Origin of the sequence: Celeribacter baekdonensis (assembly GCF_900102315.1) — a bacterium.
Classification (GTDB): Bacteria; Pseudomonadota; Alphaproteobacteria; order Rhodobacterales; family Rhodobacteraceae; genus Celeribacter; species Celeribacter baekdonensis.
Window position 1 is genome coordinate 26,174 of the sequence record NZ_FNBL01000003.1, and the last position, 19,526, is coordinate 45,699.

Sequence of the window (19,526 nt, forward strand, 5' to 3'; positions counted from 1 at the left end):
CTCAGGTCACCGCCTCCAACCGCTCTTTCGACATCTCGCCGGGCACAAGCGTCATCGGGATCGGCAAAAAACCCGCCTGTTTCATCATCGCCGAAATGAGCGGGCCGGGGCCGGATTTCTCCGTGCCCGCGCCCAAAACCAAAACCCCAATTTTCGGGTCTTCTTTGATTTGCGAGAGGATTTCATGCACCGCCTCACCTTCGCGGATCACCAATTCTGGATCAATGCCCTGTCGGTCGCGCATCCATTTGGCGAAGACTTCGTAATGGGCGATGATGCGGTCGCGGGTCTCTTCGCGCATCAAATCCGCGACACCGATCCAATGGTTGAATTCCTCGGGCGGAATGATTGAGAGGATTGTCACACCACCGTTTGATTTCGCGGCGCGCATCGCCGCAAACCGCATGGCATTGAGACATTCGCGACTGTCATCAAGGATGACGAGAAACTTGCGCATACTGGCCTCTTTGAGTGGCACCCGATCTTTGGGCTTTGCCGGATGATGACCGAGCTACGCGCGCGACGCAACCGCCAGTGCGCGATACAATGGTGGGATGACCCCCAAAAACCCCCGGCTCCTAAGAACCGAGGGTCAACGGGTGCTGATCTGTCGGGGAAACGGATCAAGCCGCGCACATCACGCGCAAGGGCATGCGCTTTGGCGGGGACGGGCCATGATTCTGATGCGCTGCAGGCCAAGCTTAGGACAGGTTTGAATCCCTTCTGTGACATCAGAGTCGCGTTTGTGCTGTGTGTCGGCCAGTTAACCCCATCGTGATTTGAGGTTTGCCGCAGGGATATGTTTGGTGCGCTTAACGCATAAAGCACGAGGACATTCACATGATCGAGTTGAAAAGACGTAGGTTTTTGGCGCTGAGTTTAGCGGCACCCTTTGTTGGCAAAGCCGCCTTTGCCCAAGAGATCGGGTTGACCTTGCCAGATGAATTGCAAGCACCACAAAATGCCCGCCGCAATATCTCAAGTTTTCGCCGGATTGATTGGCACGAGCATTTCGACAGCTTGGGAAAGGGCGCGATTGTCGCCGATACGGTGAGCCGTGCTCTGCATTTTTGGGCGGCCGATGGGGCTTATAAACTTTATCCGACCTCGGTGCCGATCTCTGAGGAACTGACCAAACGCGGCTACACAGAGGTGATCAAAAAGGTGGAGGGGCCGACCTGGACCCCGACGCCGTCCATGCGCGAACGCGACCCGAGCCTGCCAAAAGTCGTGCCCGCCGGACCACAAAACCCGTTGGGCACCCATGCGCTGTACCTGTCGTGGCAATATTACCGCATTCACGGCACCCATGACACCCGCAAGATCGGGCGGCGCTCGTCAGATGGCTGTATCGGGCTTTATAATGAGATGATTGCCGATCTCTACCCCCGCGTGGCAGTGGGCACACAGGTGAAGCTGGTCTGAGTATTTGGACTGCCATGAAAACGAAAAAGGGCGCCTCACCGGGCGCCCTTTTGTTTTGAGTGGGAGGCACTGTTCAGCGCACGAAACCCATGATCTCAAAGGTCTTGTTGAGGATCGGCTGGGCGATCTCATTGGCCTTGTCGGCACCTTTTGCCATGATCCGGTCGATCTCCGCCGGGTCATTCATCAGGCGTTTCATCTCGCTTGAAATCGGCGCGAGTTTTTCGACCGCAAGCTCGGCCAGATCGGGTTTGAACTTGCCCCAACCTTGGCCGCCATAGACCGCCAAAACCTCTTCGCCGGTCATATTGGCCAGACCCGCGTAGATGTTCACAAGGTTGCGCGCGTCCGGGCGGTTTGCGAGCCCTTCCATCTCTTCGGGCAACACATCCGCATCCGATTTGGCCTTTTTGAACTTTTTCGCGATCGTGTCGGCGTCGTCGGTCATATTGACGCGTTCCATGTCCGACTCACCCGATTTGGACATTTTCTTGGTCCCATCGCGCAGGTTCATCACACGCATCGCCGGGCCTTCGATCACCGGGATCGTTTCCGGGAAAAAGTCGACCTTGTAATCGTGGTTGAATTTATGGGCGATGTCGCGGGTCAATTCGACGTGTTGCTTTTGATCCTCGCCCACCGGCACATGGGTCGCGTGATACAGCAAAATATCGGCAGCCATCAGCGAGGGATAGGCGTAAAGCCCAAGCGACACGTTTTCGGCGTTTTTCCCCGCCTTGTCTTTGAACTGAGTCATCCGGTTCATCCACCCAACACGGGCAACACAGTTGAGCAGCCAACCGAGCTCCGCATGGGCCGACACGCGCGACTGATTGAACAAGACCGATTTCTCCGGGTCGATGCCCGCCGCAAGGTAGCCTGCGGCCACTTCACGGGTCGCATGGCGCAGATCCTCGGGGTCTTGCCAAACAGTGATCGCGTGCATGTCCACCACGCAATAGATGGTTTCGAACTCACCGCCCTGCATATCTACGAAACGCTTGATCGCGCCCAAGTAGTTGCCGAGTGTGAGCCCGCCCGAAGGCTTGATCCCCGAAAAAACACGGGGGGTGAAGGCGAGCTTCTCCATCTGGAACTCCGTCACTGGATTGTTAGGTGATCATCGCTTACCTATGCAGGACGAACCCGTCAAGGAAAGCCCCGGAAAATGAATGACATCCCCAATGAGCATCGTCCCGAATTGCCGTTTAACACTCTGCCGCCTGCGGTGGTGGCGCTGGCTTTGGTGCTGGGGGGCATCGAGGCGCTGTTTCAAATCGGCTCTTATGGCATCATCGGGGGGCCCGATGCGGTGGGCTGGCGGCTTGTCGCGATGGAGGATTACGGGTTCTTTGACACCGTTTTTGAGGCGATGCGCACACAGGGCACTTGGCCGTTTGAACATGTGATCCGGTTTCTGAGCTACGGGTTTGTGCATTATTCTTTGACCCATGCGCTGATGGCGATCGTCTTTATTTTGGCTCTGGGCAAAATGGTCGGTGAGACGTTTGGCAATGTCGCGGTGTTCGTGATCTTTTTCGCCTCGACCCTGTTTGGCGCGCTGATCTATGGGCTGGTTTTAAACACCGCTCAGCCGCTTTTGGGCGCTTATCCTGCGGCTTACGGATTCATCGGTGCCTACACGTTTATCCTCTGGCTTGGCCTTGGTCGGATGCAAGAAAACCGGATGCGGGCCTTTACCCTGATCGGATTGTTGATGGGGCTGCAATTGGTCTTTGGCCTGTTGTTCGGCGGCTCTTCCGATTGGGTTGCAAAACTCGCGGGCTTTGTCGCGGGCTTTGGAACGGCGGCGCTTTTGGTGCCGGGGGCAATGGGGCGGATCATGGCGCGGCTGCGGCGGCGTTAACCGCCGCATTCGCATCACTTTTGCCGTTTGACCGCGCCTTTAAGTTCGACAAATCGCACCGCTCCAATCGCTTGGGCCAAGGCGAAATAGCCGGCGATACCAAGGCTGACCAAGATCATCGTGCCAAGCCCGCGCGACAGCTCGAACACGGGTGAGAGCGCGATATTGGCACCATAAAGCAGCGCGCCCATCATCAAAGAGGCAATCAAAATACGCGGCGCGCGCCGGACCAGGCGCGGGTCTGCGTGAACCTCGACGCCCATATCGGACTTGCCAAACCACAATAGTGCGACCATGCCCCAAGCGGCAACTGTGGTCGCGACCGCCGCCGCAAGATAGCCGATGAAAAAAGACAGACCGATGGCCACAGCCGCATTGATCACCATCGAATAAAGCGCATAGCGGAACGGGGTTTTGGTGTCTTCGCGGGCGAAATACAGCGGTTGTAACACTTTTTGCATCACAAAGGCCGGAAGCCCGAGGCCATAAATTGCCACCGCATAGGCGGTCTTATGGGCGTCTTCCGGTGTGAAGGCACCGCGTTGAAACAGGAAGGAAATCAACGGCTCAGGAATGACGATCAGAGCAATCGCGGCCGGGACGGTCAGCAAAAGCGCAAATTCAAAGGCCCGGTTATAGGCATCGCGCGCGCCCTGTCCGTCGCCCGCCTGAAGCCGTCGCGACAGGTCCGGCAAAAGCACAACACCAATGGCAATGGCGACAACGCCCAAGGGCAATTGATACAGCCGATCCGCCAGATTGAGATATTGCAACGCACCGGTTTCAGAGAATGACGCGACTTGCCGACCGATCAACAGGTTGATCTGAACCACCCCGCCCGCCAAGGCGGCAGGGCCGGCCAAAAGAAACAAACGTTTGAGTTCGGGCGTCAGACGTGGCAGGCGTGGACGCAGGCCAAACCCCACCTTGGCCGCCGCACGCCAGACCATCAAAAGCTGCGCCAAACCCGCCACAGGCACGGCCCAGATCAGCGCGCGATCCACCGGCCAGCCCAGTTTGGCCGCTGTGATCATCGCGACCGAGAGCACAACATTGAGCAACACCGGGGCTGCGGCCGCGGCCGCGAAGCGTCCGGTGGCGTTTAAAATCCCCGAAAACAGCGCGCCGAGTGAGATGAAGACCACATAAGGAAAGGCGATCCGTCCGAAATCCACCGCCAAATCAAACCGCGCATCGCCAATGAACCCGGCGGCCATGGCTGCAACCAAAGCGGGCATGAACAGCGTCGCCAAAAGCGTCAAGACGATCAGCACCGTGGCGAGGACCGACAGGGTGTCCTCGGCAAAGCGTTTGGCGTCCCCTTCGGTGTCCCCGGTGGTTTCAAGTTTCTTTGAGAACAGCGGCACAAAGGCCACGTTCAACGTGCCTTCGGCGAAAAAGCGGCGGAACATATTGGGCAGGGAGAAGGCCACGACAAAGGCCTCTGCCGCCGGTCCCGCGCCCAAATAGGCCGCGATCAACGCGTCGCGCACAAACCCAAGCACCCGGCTCATCAAGGTCCAGCCGCCCACGGTCACAAAGCCGCGTACAAGACGGATGGGTTTCATGCGCTGCGCGCCCGTTCCGCGCCTTGATCAATCGCTTCACGCAGCTTTTTTTCTAAGGTGCGGCGTTTGGATTCGCTGTGGAATTTCATTCCGAACATGTCCTTGACGTAGAAGACGTCCACAACCTGTGCGCCATATGTGGCGATCTGAGCGGTGGCGATGGAGACGTTGTTGGCGGCCAAAACGCGGGTCAAATCGTACAAAAGACCGGGCCGATCGCGGGTGTCCACCTCAATGATGGTGAAAATCTCCGAGCCCTCATTGTCAAAACTGATGGAGGTCGGCACCCGGAATTTGCTTTCGCGTTTCTTGATTTTGTCGCGGGAATCGAGCGCTTGGCGTGCGCCCATTTCACCGCGCAAAATCTTGTCGATCATCTGCCGCAGACGCGGCAGGCGAGCCTGTTCAAACGGGTTGCCATCGTTGTCCTGAATCCAAAACACGGCGGTCGCATAGCCATCTTTCGAGGTATAGGTGCGCGCGTCCACGACATTGGCCCCGACCAACGCCAAAGCGCCTGCAAGCCGTGAGAAAATGCCATGATGGTCCGTCAGCGCGAAACAGGCGCGGGTGGCGTCGCGGTCCTCATCGGGGTGAAGATCGGCGCGGATTTCATCGGCTTTGATGCCCTTTAACAGCTCGGCAAAGACCAGATGCGCGGACAGGGGCAGGCCTTGCCAATAGGGGCCATAATGGCGCTGAATTTCTTTGCGCCGCTCGCTCGTGTCCCAATTTGACAATTTGTCGCGCAGGACCTTTTTCGCCTCGCCCTCGCGCGCATCGCGGTTGACCTCTTCCAGCCCGTGTTCCAGCGCATAGGCCGTCTGCGCGTGCAAGTTGCGCAACAACACCGCTTTCCAATTGTTCCACACATTCGGGCCAACGCCGCGAATGTCACAGACGGTCAGCACCGTCAAAAGATCAAGCCGCTCGCGGGTTTTGACCGCCTTGGCAAAATCGCGCACCGTGCGGGGGTCAGAAATGTCGCGTTTTTGCGCCATGTCCGACATCAAAAGGTGATAGCGCACCAGCCATTCCACCGTCTCGCATTCCGCCGGTTTCAGGCCAAGCCGCGGTGCCACTTTGCGCGCAATCTGTGCGCCGATGATCGAATGATCCTCGGGGCGGCCTTTGCCGATGTCATGCAACAACATGGCGACATACAGCACTTTGCGATTGACGCCGGCCTCCAGAATGCTCGTCGCCAAAGGCAGCGGGTCGGTCAACTCGCCGCGCTCGATTTGCGCCAGGTTGGAAATCACCTGAATCGTGTGCTCATCCACCGTGTAGCTGTGATACATGTTGAATTGCATCATCGCGACAATGTACTGAAACTCCGGGATAAAAGCCCCCAGAACGCCCAGTTCATTCATCCGGCGCAGCGCGCGTTCCGGATTGCCGTGTTTGAGCAAGAGATCCATGAAAATCCGCTGTGCCTCGGGCGTGTTGCGCATCTCATTGTCGATTTTATCGAGATTGGCCGAAATCAGCCGCATCACATCCGGGTGCAACAGATAGCCGGTGCGCAGCGCCTCTTCAAAGACGCGCAGGAGGTTGAGTTTGTCCGCCAAAAACGCCTTGCGATCGAGGACATTGAGCCGGTTGTGGACCAGTTCATATTGGTTGTCGATCTTACGCCGACGTTTGAACAGGCGTTGCAGTGCCGGTTCTTGTTTGACGTGTTGCGCCTCAAGTGAGGTCAGGAAAATCCGGGTCAGTTCGCCGACGCGGGTCGCATGGCGAAAGAAATCCTGCATGAAATGTTCGACTGCGCGGCGACCGGAATGGTCGATATAGCCCAACCGATCCGCCACCTCGACCTGCAAATCAAAGGTGAGTTGGTCCATAGGGCGTCCGGCGATCAGGTGAAGCGCATTGCGGGCGGCGTAGAGAAAGGTTTCGGCCTCCTCGAACTGGCGATATTCTTCGGCGGTGAACACGCCCGCTTTGACCAGATCGGCGGTGTTGCGCACGCCGTGGACGTATTTGGCAATCCAAAACAACGTATGCAGATCGCGCAGCCCGCCTTTGCCCTCTTTGATATTGGGTTCCACCACATAACGTTGCCCGCCCTGTTTGCGATGCCGCTCGGCGCGTTCTTGCAATTTGGCTTCGATGAATTCGCGTGCCGTGGTGCGAAACAATTCGTCGCGCAATTTGACATGCAACTCGGTCGCCAAATCCCGGTTTCCGGCCAAATAGCGCAGCTCCAACATCGCGGTGCGAATGGTGAAATCTTCGCGTCCCAGACGGATACAATCGCGGATCGTGCGGGTCGAATGGCCGACTTTCAGGTGCAGGTCCCAGAACATGTAGAGCATGCTCTCGACCAGACTTTCGATCCAGCCGCTGATTTTATGGGGCGCCAAAAACAACAGATCTACATCGGAGTGCGGTGACATTTCGGCCCGCCCATACCCGCCCACGGCCAAAATCGCGATGCGTTCGCCTTCGGTCGGGTTGGGGTTTGGGTGCAGTTTGGTTTGCGCCGTGAACAACACCGAGGTGACGAGGCAATCGGTGAGCCAAGCATAGGAACGTACTGCCGGGCGGGCATTGCGCGGGGCCTCGGCTATGGCGGCGGCAATGGTGGCACGGCCTTTGTCTTGTGCCGCATTGAGGACGCTCACGGTGGCTTTGCGCAGGGCCGCCGCATCTTTCGCCCCCACCCAAGCGGCATCCAACGCCTCCGCCACGGCGGAGACGTCGAAAATTGCCGTTTCAGAGCAAATCAGGCTGCCGGCTGGGGCCGGAACAAAGTCAGCAAGGGCGGGGTCGTTAGAAGCCAGCGCCCGCGAAGGATCTTGGTGCAGGGTCAATCTCGATTACCTGATTGTTTTGGATGGTCGCCACGGAGAGGCCACGTTCGTTGGTGCCATCGGACAAAAGCCGGAAAATTCCGTTCACACCGACAAAGCCGGAGCTGCGGGTCAGGCCTTGAGTGGTGAGGGCGTTTTGGTTGCCGGACTGCACCAAGGCTCCAATTGCCGCGATCCCGTCATAGGCAAGGCCCGCCAAAGCATGCGGTGCTGCGCCATATTGGGCGGAGTAGCGGTTGGAAAAGCTGTTGACGAGGCGTTGGTCGGGGATGGCAAACCAGCTGTCTTGCAGACCTGGCAGGCTCAGCGCGGAGGCAGGGAAATTCCAGCGTTGCAGGCCGATGAATTGCGGCTGCGGCGATTTGATGCCGTTCTCGGGCAACATCTGCGCCAAAAGCGGCATGGCGCCGTCATTGCCTGAGGTAAAGAAAATCGCATCCGCACCAGAGCTGCGCGCGGCTGAGGCGATGGGGCGGATGGACTGAACCACCCCCTGTTGGCTCAACTCAAAGCTCTGTTCTCCGGCGAATGTCGCACCTTCGCGGGCGATGGCGGTTTTGATCGCACTCGCGCCAGAATTTTCCGCCGAGCTTTGGCCGTTCACAACCATGATCCGGTTTTTGCCATTGGCTTTGGCATAGGACACAAGCCGGTTGGCCGTGTTGCTAAAGGTATCGCCAAGGATAAACACATTGCCGCCTGCAATGTCCGGGTTGTTGGAGAAGGACAAGACATTGATGCCCGCGTTGGCGGCCGGAATGCCCGCCAATTTGGCCGAGCCGCCGTACACCGGACCAAGGATGATCTTGGCACCGTCTTTGACTGCTTGCGAAGCGACCGCCGAGGCACGTTCAGCCTGACCCCCGGTGGCATAGACCCGCAAATCAATCGTCACGCCCTGAAGATCCGCCATCGCCAAACGGGCCGCGTTTTCCAGGGACTGTGCAAGGGCAACGTCGCCGCCCTGTTGCGATTCGTACGGCACCAAAAGTGCGACCGGCACAGGTTTGCTTGTGTTGATGGTCGGACCGCCACCAACCTGAAGCGCGCCCGGATCACAGGCAGCAAGGGCGGTAAAAGACAAAGCCAGCACAAGTTTTTTGATGGACTTGCGGGCGGCGCTTAGAACAGCGAACATAGGGGAACCTCACTCCTGACGGCGAACTCTTGGCAACTTGGGTCTGTTAGACACCTGCGCAGACTATGCGACACGCCCCAAAGAGTAAACGCCGCAAAGACCCGGAACTCATGTGATTTACCAAGTCAAGCATCTTCCCGCTGGCCTTCATTTTCTCGCCACTCCCATCGGGAATGCGCGCGATATCACCCTGCGTGCGCTCGATATTCTCGCCTCTGCGGATGTTTTGGCCGCCGAAGACACGCGCACTTTGCGCAAATTGATGGAAATCCACGGTGTTCCCCTCAATGGTCGTCATATCTACGCCTATCACGATCACAACGGCGCTCAGGCCCGACCTCGGCTGATCTCTTTGATGCAGGAGGGCAAATCCGTGGCCTATGCATCTGAGGCCGGCACACCTTTGGTGGCCGATCCTGGCTTTGTACTGTGCCGTGAAGCGCTTTCTCACGGCATCCCAGTGACCTCCGCGCCTGGTCCCTCCGCGATGATTGCGGCTCTGACCATTTCGGGATTGCCCTCTGATCGGTTCCTTTTTGCCGGATTTCCCCCGTCGTCTCGGGGGGCTCGGTTGAAATTCTTTACCTCCTTCGCTCCGGTCCAAGCCACGCTTGGGTTTTATGAAAGCCCAAAGCGGATTCATAAAACGTTAGGAGAATTGTGTGAGACTTTGGGGGGAAACCGACCGGCGGCCCTGTGTCGCGAGTTGACCAAGCGGTTTGAAGAAGTGCGAAAGGGCAGTTTGGCGGAGCTTGAGGAAAGCCTGCGCGACAGTCCGGTGAAAGGCGAAATTGTCCTTTTGGTCGGGCGCGCGGAGCATGAAGAGATATCCGAGGCCGATCTCGAAGCGGATTTGAGGCGGGCCTTGGAAACAATGTCGGTCAAAGACGCCGCAGCGGAGGTGGCCGAGAAACACGGATTGAAAAAACGCGATGCCTATCAAATGGCGCTCGCGATCACGGATCAAAATTCGCCGCAGTAGGAGAAAAGCGTGCCCCTTGATTTTGTCGGATATGACCCGATTTCTGCCCGCCAAACGCGCGGGCGCATGGCTTATGAATTTGGTCACTCCGCCGAAGCTTGTGTTGCACGCCACTATGAGGCCCAAGGCCATGACTTGGCACATGCGCGGTGGCGCGGCGCGGGCGGGGAAATTGATTTGATCTTCCGCGACGGCGACGGTTTCATTTTTGTCGAAGTCAAAGCCTCTAAAACCCTCAGCGCCGCCGCGGCACACCTGCGTCCAAAACAAATCAGTCGCATCTGTGCCAGCGCCGAAGACTACATCGGCCAACAGCCCAAGGGCTTGCTCACCGATATGCGCATTGATGTGGCTCTGGTCGATGCGTCGGGCCATGTCGAAATTCTCGAAAATGCTTTGATGTAAAAGGCTCATGTGAATTCCCGCACAGGACATTCCCATTGAATGCGCGGCAGGGCTGGTCCATCTAAGAGAAAACCATTCTCGGGAGACAAGCCTTGCCCACACCGAAATCGTTAAAAGTCGCCATTCAGATGGACCCGATCGGTCCGGTCAATATCAACGCCGACAGCACGTTCCGCATCATGGAAGAGGCGCAAAAGCGCGGGCATACGTTGTTTTACTACACGCCGGACCATCTTGCCTTCCAAGAAGGCCGGATCACCGCGCGGGGCTGGCCGATTGAGGTGCGCCGGGTTGAGGGCGATCACTACACATTGGGCGAGATGATGGAGGTCGATCTCTCTGACTATGACGTGGTCTGGCTGCGCCAAGATCCGCCGTTTGATATGGGCTACATCACCACCACCCATTTGCTCGACATGATCACGCCGGGCACATTGGTGGTCAACGACCCGTTTTGGGTGCGCAATTACCCGGAAAAACTGCTTGTGCTGAATTTTCCGGACCTGACGCCCCCCACCGCCATCGCGCGCGATCTCGGCACCATTCGGGCGTTTAAAGAAAAGCACGGCGATATTATTTTGAAGCCGCTTTATGGCAATGGCGGCGCGGGCGTGTTCCGTCTGGACCCGAATGACCGCAATCTGTCGTCCCTGCATGAACTCTTCACGGGCATGTCTCGCGAGCCGATGATTGTTCAGAAATTCTTGCCCGATGTATCTAACGGCGACAAACGGATCATCCTTGTCGATGGCGCACCTGTGGGCGCGATCAACCGCGTGCCGCAAAAGGGCGAAACCCGCTCCAACATGCATGTGGGCGGGCGCCCCGAAAAGGTCGGACTGACTGAACGTGATCGAGAAATTTGCGCCAAGATTGGCCCACTTTTGAAAGAAAAGGGTCAGGTTTTTGTCGGGATTGACGTGATAGGTGATTACCTTACCGAGATCAACGTGACCTCGCCCACCGGCATTCAGGAGCTTGAACGGTTTGATGGCACCAACGCGGCAGAGTTGATTTGGCAGGCGATTGAGGCCAAGCGCGCATGAGCTACCGGATGCGGTTCCTTGCCAATGCATTGAGCCCCATCGTGCGCGCCGCCTTTACCCATGCGCAAAACCCGGTGCCCCTGCGCGAGGGCGTGGATTGGGCGGCGCGGCTCTCCGTGCCTGTGACGCTCTCAACGCAGGTGCGCCATGATGCGCTGGGATTTCCGGGTCTGTGGATACGCCCGCCTGACGTCGAGGAGGGTCGTGTGATCCTGTTTTTCCACGGCGGCGGCTATGTTGCCGGAAGCCCGCAGACCCATAAACGCTTGGCGTCGCGCCTGGCACAATTGGCGCGCCGGTCCGTGTTTCTTCCGGCCTATCGTTTGGCCCCGGAACACCCTCTGCCAGCGGCGTTTGAGGATGCCTGTCTGGTCTGGGACGCGCTTTTGGCGTCGGGCTATGCCCCCCAAGACATCAGCCTCGGCGGTGACAGCGCGGGGGGCGGTTTGGCGCTCTCGCTCTTGTCCGAGCTGTGCAAACGCGGCACCCCGCCGGCTTGCGCTTTCGCATGGTCGCCCTTCACCGACCTGACTCTTTCAAGCCCGTCTTTTGTCTCAAATGCCAAACGCGACTATTTTTTTCCGGTCGAACGCGCCCGTGATCTCACCAAAATGATCTTGGGCGGCACGGACCCAAATCAGCCGCAGGTTTCGCCCCTGTTTGCCACGTTCCCGGATGGTCCGCCGGTGTTGCTTCAGGCGTCTGAATGCGAAATCCTGCGCGATGATGCGGTGCGCATGGCGGATCATTTGTGCCGACAAGGCGTGGAGGCGACCCTTAGCCTGACCCGTGGTGCGCCGCATGTCTGGCACATGTTTGACGGGTTTTTCCCGGAGGCGCGACAGGCGATTTCGGAGACCGCAGAATTCATCATCGCCCATGATCCGCAGCTTACATGATCCGCCGCTAATTGAGCGTGTTTGACACCACCCGATAGCTCAGCGCCTCGGCCACATGTGGGCGGCGCACGTTTGTTTCGCCGGCAAGATCGGCAATGGTACGCGCGACCCGCATCACCCGGTGATAGCCGCGCGCGGTCAGGCCCAGTTTTTCAGCTGCCATGGTCAACAGCGCCCGACCTTCTGCATCGGGCGTGGCCGCCTCCTCCAACATTTGCCCTTCGATTTCTGCGTTGGTGCGCAGGCCCGTGCCCTCAAGTCGCACAGTTTGCAGTCTGCGCGCTTCGGCTACGCGCGCCGCAATCACGACGGAGCTGTCGCCCGACGGCGGCAGGTCGAGGTCCATGAATTGCACCGGAGGCACTTCGAGGCGCAGATCAAACCGATCCATCAAGGGCCCGGAGATGCGCCCCAAATAATCTTCGCCACATAAAGGCACCTTGGCGCAGGCGCGGGCCGGGTCGGGCAGATAGCCGCATTTGCACGGGTTCGCCGCCGCCACCAACATGAACCTTGCCGGATAGCGCATATGGGCATTGGCGCGTGCCACCATGACCTCGCCGCTTTCGACCGGCTGGCGCAGGGTTTCCAAGACGGGGCGCGGAAACTCGGGCAATTCGTCCAAAAACAAAACCCCGTTATGCGCCAGGGAAATCTCGCCCGGCTGCGCGCCGCGGCCACCGCCGACGATGGCCGCCATGGAGGCGGTATGATGTGGTTCGCGAAACGGTCTGGCGCGGGAAATTCCGCCTTCGGACAAGAGACCCGCGAGCGAATGAATGATTGAGGTTTCAAGCGCTTCTTGCGCCGACAAGGGCGGTAAAATTGACGGCAAGCGCGCCGCCAACATGGATTTTCCCGACCCTGGTGTGCCGACCAAGAACAGATGATGCGCGCCTGCGGCGGCGATTTCCATCGCGCGTTTGGCCTTTTCCTGCCCTTTCACGTCGCGCATGTCTTTGCGATGCTCGGGCAGGGACACTTCGCCCGGCTCGGCGGCATGAAGCGGGCGATCCCCGGTGAAATGGCGCAGCAATTGCGCCAGCGTTTTGGCACCATAAACCGGCGTTGCGCCAACCCAAGCGGCCTCGGCGCTGCACCCTTCGGGACAGGCCAAAACACAGTCCAACTCGGCGGCTTTCAACGCGGCGGGCAGCGCGCCATTGACCGCCACAAGCGACCCATCAAGGGCCAATTCGCCCAGCGAGAGGGTTTTCTCGGCCTGCTCTTCAGGGATCAATCCGGTGGCGGCGAGGATGGCCAAGGCGATGGGCAGATCGAAATGTGAACCTGCTTTCGGCAGATCAGCAGGGGACAGGTTGATGACCAGTTTTTTTGAGGGCAGCGCGATTTGCATTGACGCCAAAGCCGCCCGCACCCGCTCGCGGGCCTCTGAGACGGCTTTGTCCGGCAGGCCGACGATGGTGAAACTGGGCAGACCGGGTGCTATGGCGCATTGAACCTCGACCCGACGGGCCTCGACGCCTTCGAATGCGACGCTAAAGGTCCGTGCGACCATGATGTCTTCTCCCGCGCGAAACGCATTAACCAATCTTAACCAGTGCTACGATGCACATGGTTAGCAAAGGGTTAATGCGTGCCGGGTTTTTGCGGGAATTATGGCGCAACCGGCCAGTCGGTTTTGGGCAGATCGAGCGCATAGGGCATCGGATCATAGCTGAGTTTGATCCCCTCTGCGCGCCAGGCTTTGAACGCCGGATCGTTCAGATGCGCCGCAACATAGGCTGTGAGGCGTTCAGACACCGGGAGATCATAGCCAGCGATCCGTGCCGCAACCGGGGCGTAAAACGCATCGGCGGCAGAGTAGGCACCAAACAACCAAGGGCCTGCGTCGGAGAAATGCGCAAAGGCATGACCCAGCATGGTTTCAAGGCGGTCCAGGTCGGTCTGAACCGCATCCGAGACAACAAATCCTTGATATTGATGGAAAAGCTGCATCGAACAGGCGGAGCGCAGGGCGGTAAACCCGGCATGCATTTCAGCCACAAGCCAGCGGGCGAATACGCGAGCCTCAGGATCGGCGGGCCAAATTCCCGCCTCGGGATGACGCTCTGCCAAGGTTTCGGCCAAAGCGATGCTTTCGCCGATCACCCAACCTTCGGGTGTGCGCGCAGTGGGCACAAAGCGGGCAGGGGCGAGGGGGGCAAGGTCCTGTTGCATCGTGCCAGTGTAAAGGCCGATCATGTGTTCGCGAAACGGGATGTCGAATTTCTCAAACAAAAGCCAGCCGCGCAGCGACCAGCTTGAAAACCCTTTATCACCAATGAACAGATCGTAAGACATATGAAACTCCTTGTGTGTCAGCACCTATCTTAGATAGGCTTTATGCATCACGAAAAGAGATATTTTTTCATAGTTTGTATTAGTATTTGTGATTTATGAGCGTGCAGTTCCACGCCTTCTCCAGACCCTCAGGACAGTCGATCACCGTACAAGACAGCGGATCAATTTGATGTCCCAGCGCCTCATAGGCCGTACATCCGAGCGCCTTTTGCAACAGCGCCAAAATGACTCCCATATGCGCGACCACAATGGTTTCGCCTTGCAAGGCCGCGACACCCGCATGAACACGGGCGGAAAACCTGTTCCAACTTTCACCACCGGGCGGGGCGATGTCGCCGGGGGTTTCAAACACCCGGCGGGCGAGATCCGTGTCGCGCTGTTGAATCTCGGCCCAAGACAGATTTTCCCAATCGCCAAAATGGGTTTCACGCAGGCGCGGATCATGGGGCAGGCGCGGGCGCGGACCCTGAATGGCGCTTCCTGTGTGAACCGCGCGGCTGAGATCGGAGGAGATCAAGGGCACACGAGGCAGCGCCGATTCAAGCCGTGCAATCGCCGCCCTGTCCGATAGGTCCGCCGGAAGATCGGTCCAGCCGACAAAGCTTTTGGCATGGGTTGGGCCATGGCGGATCAACCATAATGTGCTCATGTCAACGCCTCCGGCCTCTCACCTTTGAGCATAAAGGGCAGCCCGGCCATCACGCCCACAACCGTCCCGGCCTCTGCGGCCAACCGCCGATTGAGCCGCCCTTGTTCCACCCGAAACCGACGCGCGAGAGCGTTTTCGGGGACGATGCCCTGACCGACCTCGTTGCTGACAATGACCACCTGTGCCGGACAGGTTTTGAGCGCGGTCAAGAGCGTGGCCGTCTCCCGATCTATGTCGTGATCGGCCAGAATATGGTTGGTGAGCCAAAGCGTGGCGCAATCAAACAAGAGTATTTGATGTGCCTTTGCCGCTAAAATCACCTGATCCGCACGAAAAGGTTCCTCGATTGTGCGCCAATTTGGCCCTCTGTTTGTGCGGTGTTGCTCAACCTTTGTGCGCATTTCATCGTCATAGACCTGCGAAGAGGCCAGGTAAACGCGATCTAACCCACTGTGAAAACACAATTTTTCAGCAATGTCAGACTTGCCGGACGAAGCGCCGCCGAGAACGAGCGTAAAGGGACTGCACATGTTCGTGAAACTCAAAGTCATCCAATTGGGGTACTGTGTTCGTAACAGGAGAAACCACCGCTCGCAAATGCCCAACGCATATAACGCACATGGAGGCAGAGCGGCCAAACCTCGGGAGGGTCTTATGGCACTCGATATGACTGTATCAGACAACGCATTGCCACGTCGGGCAATGAAAGCGGAAATGCTTGATCTTGAAACAGAACAGGCATTGGCACGCGCGTGGCGCGATCATGGCGATGAGGCGGCTTTGCACCGTTTGATCACCGCCTATATGCGTTTGGCGATTTCGATGGCGGCCAAGTTCAAACGTTACGGTGCGCCGATGAACGATCTTATCCAAGAGGCCGGATTGGGCCTGATGAAAGCGGCGGAGAAATTCGACCCGGACCGCGGCGTGCGGTTTTCGACCTATGCGGCGTGGTGGATCAAGGCCTCGGTGCAAGACTATGTGATGCGCAATTGGTCCTTGGTGCGCACTGGGTCAACCTCTGCACAAAAGTCGTTGTTTTTCAACATGCGCCGGGTTCAGGCGCGGTTGGAACGCGAGGCCTCGACACAGGGCGAGCGGCTTGATCATGCGCAATTGTTACAGATGATCGCAATGGATTTGGGCGTGCCCCTGCGCGATGTGGAGATGATGGACGGGCGGCTGTCCGGCTCTGACTTTTCGCTCAACGCGCAACAATCGGGTGATGAGGATGGTCGCGAATGGATCGACCTTTTGGCCGATGAGGGCGACACCGCCGCCGAAATGGTGGGGGAAGAGCATGATCAAAAGCAACTGAAAACATGGCTCAAAGAGTCCATGAGCGAACTCAGCGACCGCGAGCAATTCATTTTGCGCGCGCGTAAGCTTTCGGATGAGCCGCGCACGCTTGAAAGCCTTGGGGACGAGTTGTCTTTGTCAAAAGAACGCGTCCGGCAATTGGAGGCCGGGGCTTTGGTCAAAATGCGCAAATCCTTGGAACGTCACGGTGAAGCACTTTCGCTGTTGCTGAACTGAGGGTTTGAGTTAGGCTTGAGTTTGTCAAACACGCGCCCTACACCTTTGCCCACCGGAGCACCTTGGGACAGCGCCTTAAACACAGGGCGGTCTCATGGCAAATCGGGGCAAAGGGGCGTGAGATGTTGAACGGAAAGACCATTCTTTTGATCATCGGCGGCGGGATTGCGGCGTTCAAGTCGCTCGATCTGATCCGCCGCCTGCGCGAAGAGGGCGTGCGTGTCGTGCCGGTTCTGACCAAAGCGGCGGAAGAATTCGTGACACCTCTCTCGGTCTCTGCCCTTGCCGCCGAAAAAGTATATCGCGACCTGTTTGACCTGACCGATGAGGCCGAAATGGGTCATATCGAACTGTCCCGCGCCGCCGATTTGGTTGTCGTGTCTCCTGCCACGGCTGACCTTTTGGGCAAGATGGCCAATGGGTTGGCCAATGATCTGGCCTCGACGCTGTTGATGGCGACGGACAAACGCGTGCTCGTCGCCCCGGCGATGAATGTCCGCATGTGGGAGCACCCCGCGACCCAGCGCAATGTGACAACGCTCCAATCCGATGGTGTGCTGTTTGTTGGTCCTGAAGAGGGCACAATGGCCTGTGGCGAATTTGGCCCCGGACGGCTTTCTGAGACCCCTGACATCATCGGCGCGATCCGCGCGGCGCTCACCGAAGGGCCTTTGCTTGGCAAACATGTCCTTGTCACCTCTGGCCCGACCCATGAACCGATCGACCCGGTGCGTTACATCGCCAACCGCTCCTCTGGCGCGCAGGGCACGGCCATCGCCGTCGCGCTGCGCGATCTTGGCGCACGGGTGAGTTTCGTCACCGGCCCCGCCGATGTGCCGCCGCCGCAGGGCGTACACGTGATCCGGGTTGAAACCGCGCGCGAGATGAAAGCCGCTGTCGAGGCGGCTTTGCCCGCCGATGCCGCCGTCTTTGCCGCCGCAGTGGCGGATTGGCGCGTAAGCTCGGAGAGCGGGTCCAAGATTAAAAAGGAAAAAGGCACATTGCCCAGTCTGAGTTTTACGGAGAATCCTGACATCCTTGCGACGGTCAGCCAGATGAGCACGGGGCGTCCCCGCCTTGTCATCGGCTTTGCCGCCGAAACCGACGACGTTGTCGCCCATGCCACGGCCAAACGTTTGCGCAAAGGCTGCGACTGGATTGTGGCCAATGACGTCTCCCCCGCCACGGGCATCATGGGTGGCACAGAGAACGCGGTTGTGTTGATTTCGGATGCGGGCGCGGATGCGTGGCCCCGGATGAGCAAGGCGGAGGTTGCCCGGCAGTTGGCCCATAGAATAGCCGACCGTTTGAGCACGGCCTTTGCCGTGGAATGAGTATTTGGACAACGATGAAAACATGACAGTTGATATTAAAATTCAATGGCTTGAAGGCGCTGATCCGGCGATCAAACTGCCGTCTTACGAAACCGAACATGCCGCCGGAGCCGATGTGCGGGCGAATTTTCCGCCGGAGGCACGAGAGGCTGGATTGGTTTTGGACCCCGGCGCGCGCGCCCTGATCCCGACCGGATTTGCGATGGAAATCCCGCCCGGATTTGAGGTTCAGGTCCGGCCCCGTTCGGGGCTTGCGCTCAAACATGGGATTTCCATGGTCAACACGCCGGGCACCATCGATGCCGATTATCGCGGTCCCATTGGCATTTTGTTGATCAATCACGGCACGGAACCGTTCCACGTCCAACATGGCGAGCGCATCGGCCAGATGGTCGTCGCGCCTGTGGTGCAGGGGGGCTATTTGGTCGTTGACGCCTTGGGCGACACAGTGCGTGGCGCGGGCGGATTTGGCTCGACGGGTCGTAAATAATGATCCCGTTTCTGATCATGGCCTTGGTGCTTTGGGGTGTGGGAGCCGTGACGCAGGCCCCCACACGCGCGCGCTGGGTAATGATCGGCATTTTGTATGTGGCGGTGATCTTGGCGCTGGCTGTGCTGCCAGAGGCGCATCCGATGCGGACCACTCTGGGCGGAAGCCTTGGCGAATGGCTGCTTTTGGGCGGTTTTGCCGCTGTGATTGCGGCCTATCGGTTTGGTTTGCGCGCCTTGCGCGCGCGGGTTGCGCCCGTGGCCGAAAACGCCTCAGACGGCGCGTTTCGCCCCGCCGAATTGGATCGCTATATGCGCCATATCCTGTTGCGCGAAATTGGTGGGCCGGGTCAGAAAAAACTGAAAGAGGCCAAGGTCTTGGTCATTGGCGCCGGGGGGCTTGGTGCGCCGGTTTTGCAATATCTCGCGGCCTCGGGCGTGGGCACCATTGGCGTGATTGACGATGATGTGGTTGAGGCGTCCAACCTGCAACGGCAAGTGATTCACACCGATGCGCGCCTTGGTGTACCGAAAGTGTTTTCCGCCGCCGAGGCGATGCGCGCGCAAAACCCGTTTGTCGAGGTGCGCCCCTATCATCGCCGTTTTGACGCAAGCTGCGCGGTGCTGATCCGCGATTATGATTTGGTGCTGGATGGCTCTGACAATTTCGACACGCGATACCTTGTGAATGCGCTCTGTGTCGCTGAAAAAACACCGCTGATCGCGGCGGCGATCACCCAATGGGAAGGTCAAATCAGCACATATAATCCGGCTGAAAATGGCCCCTGTTATCAATGTGTGTTCCCTGAACGCCCGGCAGAGGGCATGGTTCCAACCTGTGCCGAGGCGGGCGTGGCCGCGCCTTTGCCGGGCATTTTGGGCACAATGATGGCGATGGAAGCGCTCAAGGCCATCACGGGCGCTGGACAGGGCTTGGTCGGGCGGCTTTTGATCCATGACGCGCTTTACACTGAGACGCGGGTGATTACGGTCAAAAAACGGGAAGACTGTCCGATTTGTGGGAGAAATAGTCACGGATAGCCCTTTTCCTTTGCGGGGGTGCGG

Annotated in this window: 19 protein-coding genes; 10 read left to right on the top strand and 9 right to left on the bottom strand. The window is 58.4% G+C overall.

What is annotated here, in order from left to right; all coding sequences use genetic code 11:
• Nucleotide 1: 1 nt before the first annotated feature.
• Entirely contained in the window at nt 2-457 is a 456-nt protein-coding gene (locus BLT54_RS06635; RefSeq protein ID WP_074642624.1) for a universal stress protein, read from the bottom strand.
• Between the two features lie 383 nt (nt 458-840).
• Between BLT54_RS06635 and BLT54_RS06640 the strand changes: the two genes are divergently transcribed.
• Complete coding sequence (locus tag BLT54_RS06640) at nt 841-1,425, top strand: L,D-transpeptidase (RefSeq protein ID WP_074642626.1); 585 nt, start codon at nt 841-843, stop codon at nt 1,423-1,425.
• Between the two features lie 73 nt (nt 1,426-1,498).
• Here the strand turns inward: BLT54_RS06640 and trpS are convergent, their stop codons facing one another.
• Nucleotides 1,499-2,515, bottom strand: a complete 1,017-nt coding sequence (gene trpS, locus BLT54_RS06645; protein ID WP_074642629.1) for a tryptophan--tRNA ligase — start codon at nt 2,513-2,515, stop codon at nt 1,499-1,501.
• A 78-nt stretch (nt 2,516-2,593) separates the two neighbouring features.
• On the opposite strand from trpS, the gene BLT54_RS06650 reads away from it, so the two are divergent.
• Nucleotides 2,594-3,292, top strand: a complete 699-nt coding sequence (locus tag BLT54_RS06650; RefSeq protein WP_074642631.1) for a rhomboid family intramembrane serine protease — start codon at nt 2,594-2,596, stop codon at nt 3,290-3,292.
• Nucleotides 3,293-3,306: 14 nt separating this feature from the next.
• Here BLT54_RS06650 and murJ read toward each other — a convergent pair whose 3' ends face one another.
• Genes murJ through BLT54_RS06665 form a run of 3 tightly spaced genes read right to left on the bottom strand, consistent with a single transcriptional unit; the run spans nt 3,307 to nt 8,817 of the window.
• Nucleotides 3,307-4,860 (bottom strand): murein biosynthesis integral membrane protein MurJ, encoded by a 1,554-nt coding sequence (murJ, locus tag BLT54_RS06655; protein WP_074642634.1) that lies wholly within the window; start codon nt 4,858-4,860, stop codon nt 3,307-3,309.
• The gene (locus BLT54_RS06660) at nt 4,857-7,679 is read right to left on the bottom strand and encodes a [protein-PII] uridylyltransferase (protein ID WP_425429328.1); all 2,823 of its coding nucleotides are present in this window, start codon (nt 7,677-7,679) and stop codon (nt 4,857-4,859) included. Before BLT54_RS06660 ends, murJ begins: the two co-directional genes overlap by 4 nt.
• Nucleotides 7,639-8,817, bottom strand: a complete 1,179-nt coding sequence (locus BLT54_RS06665) for a penicillin-binding protein activator (protein WP_074642636.1) — start codon at nt 8,815-8,817, stop codon at nt 7,639-7,641. Before BLT54_RS06665 ends, BLT54_RS06660 begins: the two co-directional genes overlap by 41 nt.
• Before the next feature lie 112 nt (nt 8,818-8,929).
• Here BLT54_RS06665 and rsmI point away from each other — a divergent pair, with 112 nt between their 5' ends.
• From rsmI to BLT54_RS06685, 4 genes are all read left to right on the top strand, one after another.
• Nucleotides 8,930-9,799, top strand: coding sequence for a 16S rRNA (cytidine(1402)-2'-O)-methyltransferase (gene rsmI, locus BLT54_RS06670; RefSeq protein ID WP_074642638.1), 870 nt, complete (start codon nt 8,930-8,932; stop codon nt 9,797-9,799).
• A 9-nt stretch (nt 9,800-9,808) separates the two neighbouring features.
• Nucleotides 9,809-10,204: a YraN family protein gene (locus BLT54_RS06675; RefSeq protein ID WP_176832836.1), complete on the top strand. Its 396-nt coding sequence runs from the start codon at nt 9,809-9,811 to the stop codon at nt 10,202-10,204.
• A gap of 92 nt (nt 10,205-10,296) precedes the next feature.
• The gene (gene gshB / locus BLT54_RS06680) at nt 10,297-11,250 is read left to right on the top strand and encodes a glutathione synthase (protein ID WP_281241880.1); all 954 of its coding nucleotides are present in this window, start codon (nt 10,297-10,299) and stop codon (nt 11,248-11,250) included.
• Nucleotides 11,247-12,149: an alpha/beta hydrolase gene (locus tag BLT54_RS06685; protein WP_074642644.1), complete on the top strand. Its 903-nt coding sequence runs from the start codon at nt 11,247-11,249 to the stop codon at nt 12,147-12,149. Before gshB ends, BLT54_RS06685 begins: the two co-directional genes overlap by 4 nt.
• Nucleotides 12,150-12,156: 7 nt before the next feature.
• Here the strand turns inward: BLT54_RS06685 and BLT54_RS06690 are convergent, their stop codons facing one another.
• The 4 genes from BLT54_RS06690 to cobU form a co-directional block, all read right to left on the bottom strand.
• The gene (locus tag BLT54_RS06690) at nt 12,157-13,668 is read right to left on the bottom strand and encodes a YifB family Mg chelatase-like AAA ATPase (RefSeq protein WP_074642646.1); all 1,512 of its coding nucleotides are present in this window, start codon (nt 13,666-13,668) and stop codon (nt 12,157-12,159) included.
• Between the two features lie 98 nt (nt 13,669-13,766).
• A complete protein-coding gene (locus BLT54_RS06695; RefSeq protein ID WP_074642649.1) occupies nt 13,767-14,453 on the bottom strand; it encodes a glutathione S-transferase in 687 nt (228 codons plus the stop codon).
• A 79-nt stretch (nt 14,454-14,532) separates the two neighbouring features.
• Nucleotides 14,533-15,102 carry a histidine phosphatase family protein gene (locus BLT54_RS06700; RefSeq protein WP_074642651.1) on the bottom strand — a complete coding sequence of 190 codons (570 nt, stop codon included), beginning with the start codon at nt 15,100-15,102 and terminating at the stop codon, nt 14,533-14,535.
• Complete coding sequence (gene cobU, locus BLT54_RS06705) at nt 15,099-15,632, bottom strand: bifunctional adenosylcobinamide kinase/adenosylcobinamide-phosphate guanylyltransferase (RefSeq protein ID WP_083351726.1); 534 nt, start codon at nt 15,630-15,632, stop codon at nt 15,099-15,101. Before cobU ends, BLT54_RS06700 begins: the two co-directional genes overlap by 4 nt.
• A 124-nt stretch (nt 15,633-15,756) precedes the next feature.
• Between cobU and BLT54_RS06710 the strand changes: the two genes are divergently transcribed.
• The 4 genes from BLT54_RS06710 to BLT54_RS06725 all read left to right on the top strand — a co-directional run bounded on the left by BLT54_RS06710 (nt 15,757) and on the right by BLT54_RS06725 (nt 19,502).
• Entirely contained in the window at nt 15,757-16,638 is an 882-nt protein-coding gene (locus BLT54_RS06710) for an RNA polymerase factor sigma-32 (protein ID WP_074642656.1), read from the top strand.
• 122 nt (nt 16,639-16,760) lie between these two features.
• Complete coding sequence (gene coaBC, locus BLT54_RS06715; RefSeq protein ID WP_074642658.1) at nt 16,761-17,972, top strand: bifunctional phosphopantothenoylcysteine decarboxylase/phosphopantothenate--cysteine ligase CoaBC; 1,212 nt, start codon at nt 16,761-16,763, stop codon at nt 17,970-17,972.
• 22 nt (nt 17,973-17,994) lie between these two features.
• Nucleotides 17,995-18,462, top strand: a complete 468-nt coding sequence (dut, locus tag BLT54_RS06720; RefSeq protein WP_074643490.1) for a dUTP diphosphatase — start codon at nt 17,995-17,997, stop codon at nt 18,460-18,462.
• Nucleotides 18,462-19,502, top strand: a complete 1,041-nt coding sequence (locus BLT54_RS06725) for a HesA/MoeB/ThiF family protein (RefSeq protein ID WP_074642660.1) — start codon at nt 18,462-18,464, stop codon at nt 19,500-19,502. Before dut ends, BLT54_RS06725 begins: the two co-directional genes overlap by 1 nt.
• The last annotated feature ends 24 nt before the right edge of the window (nt 19,503-19,526 follow it).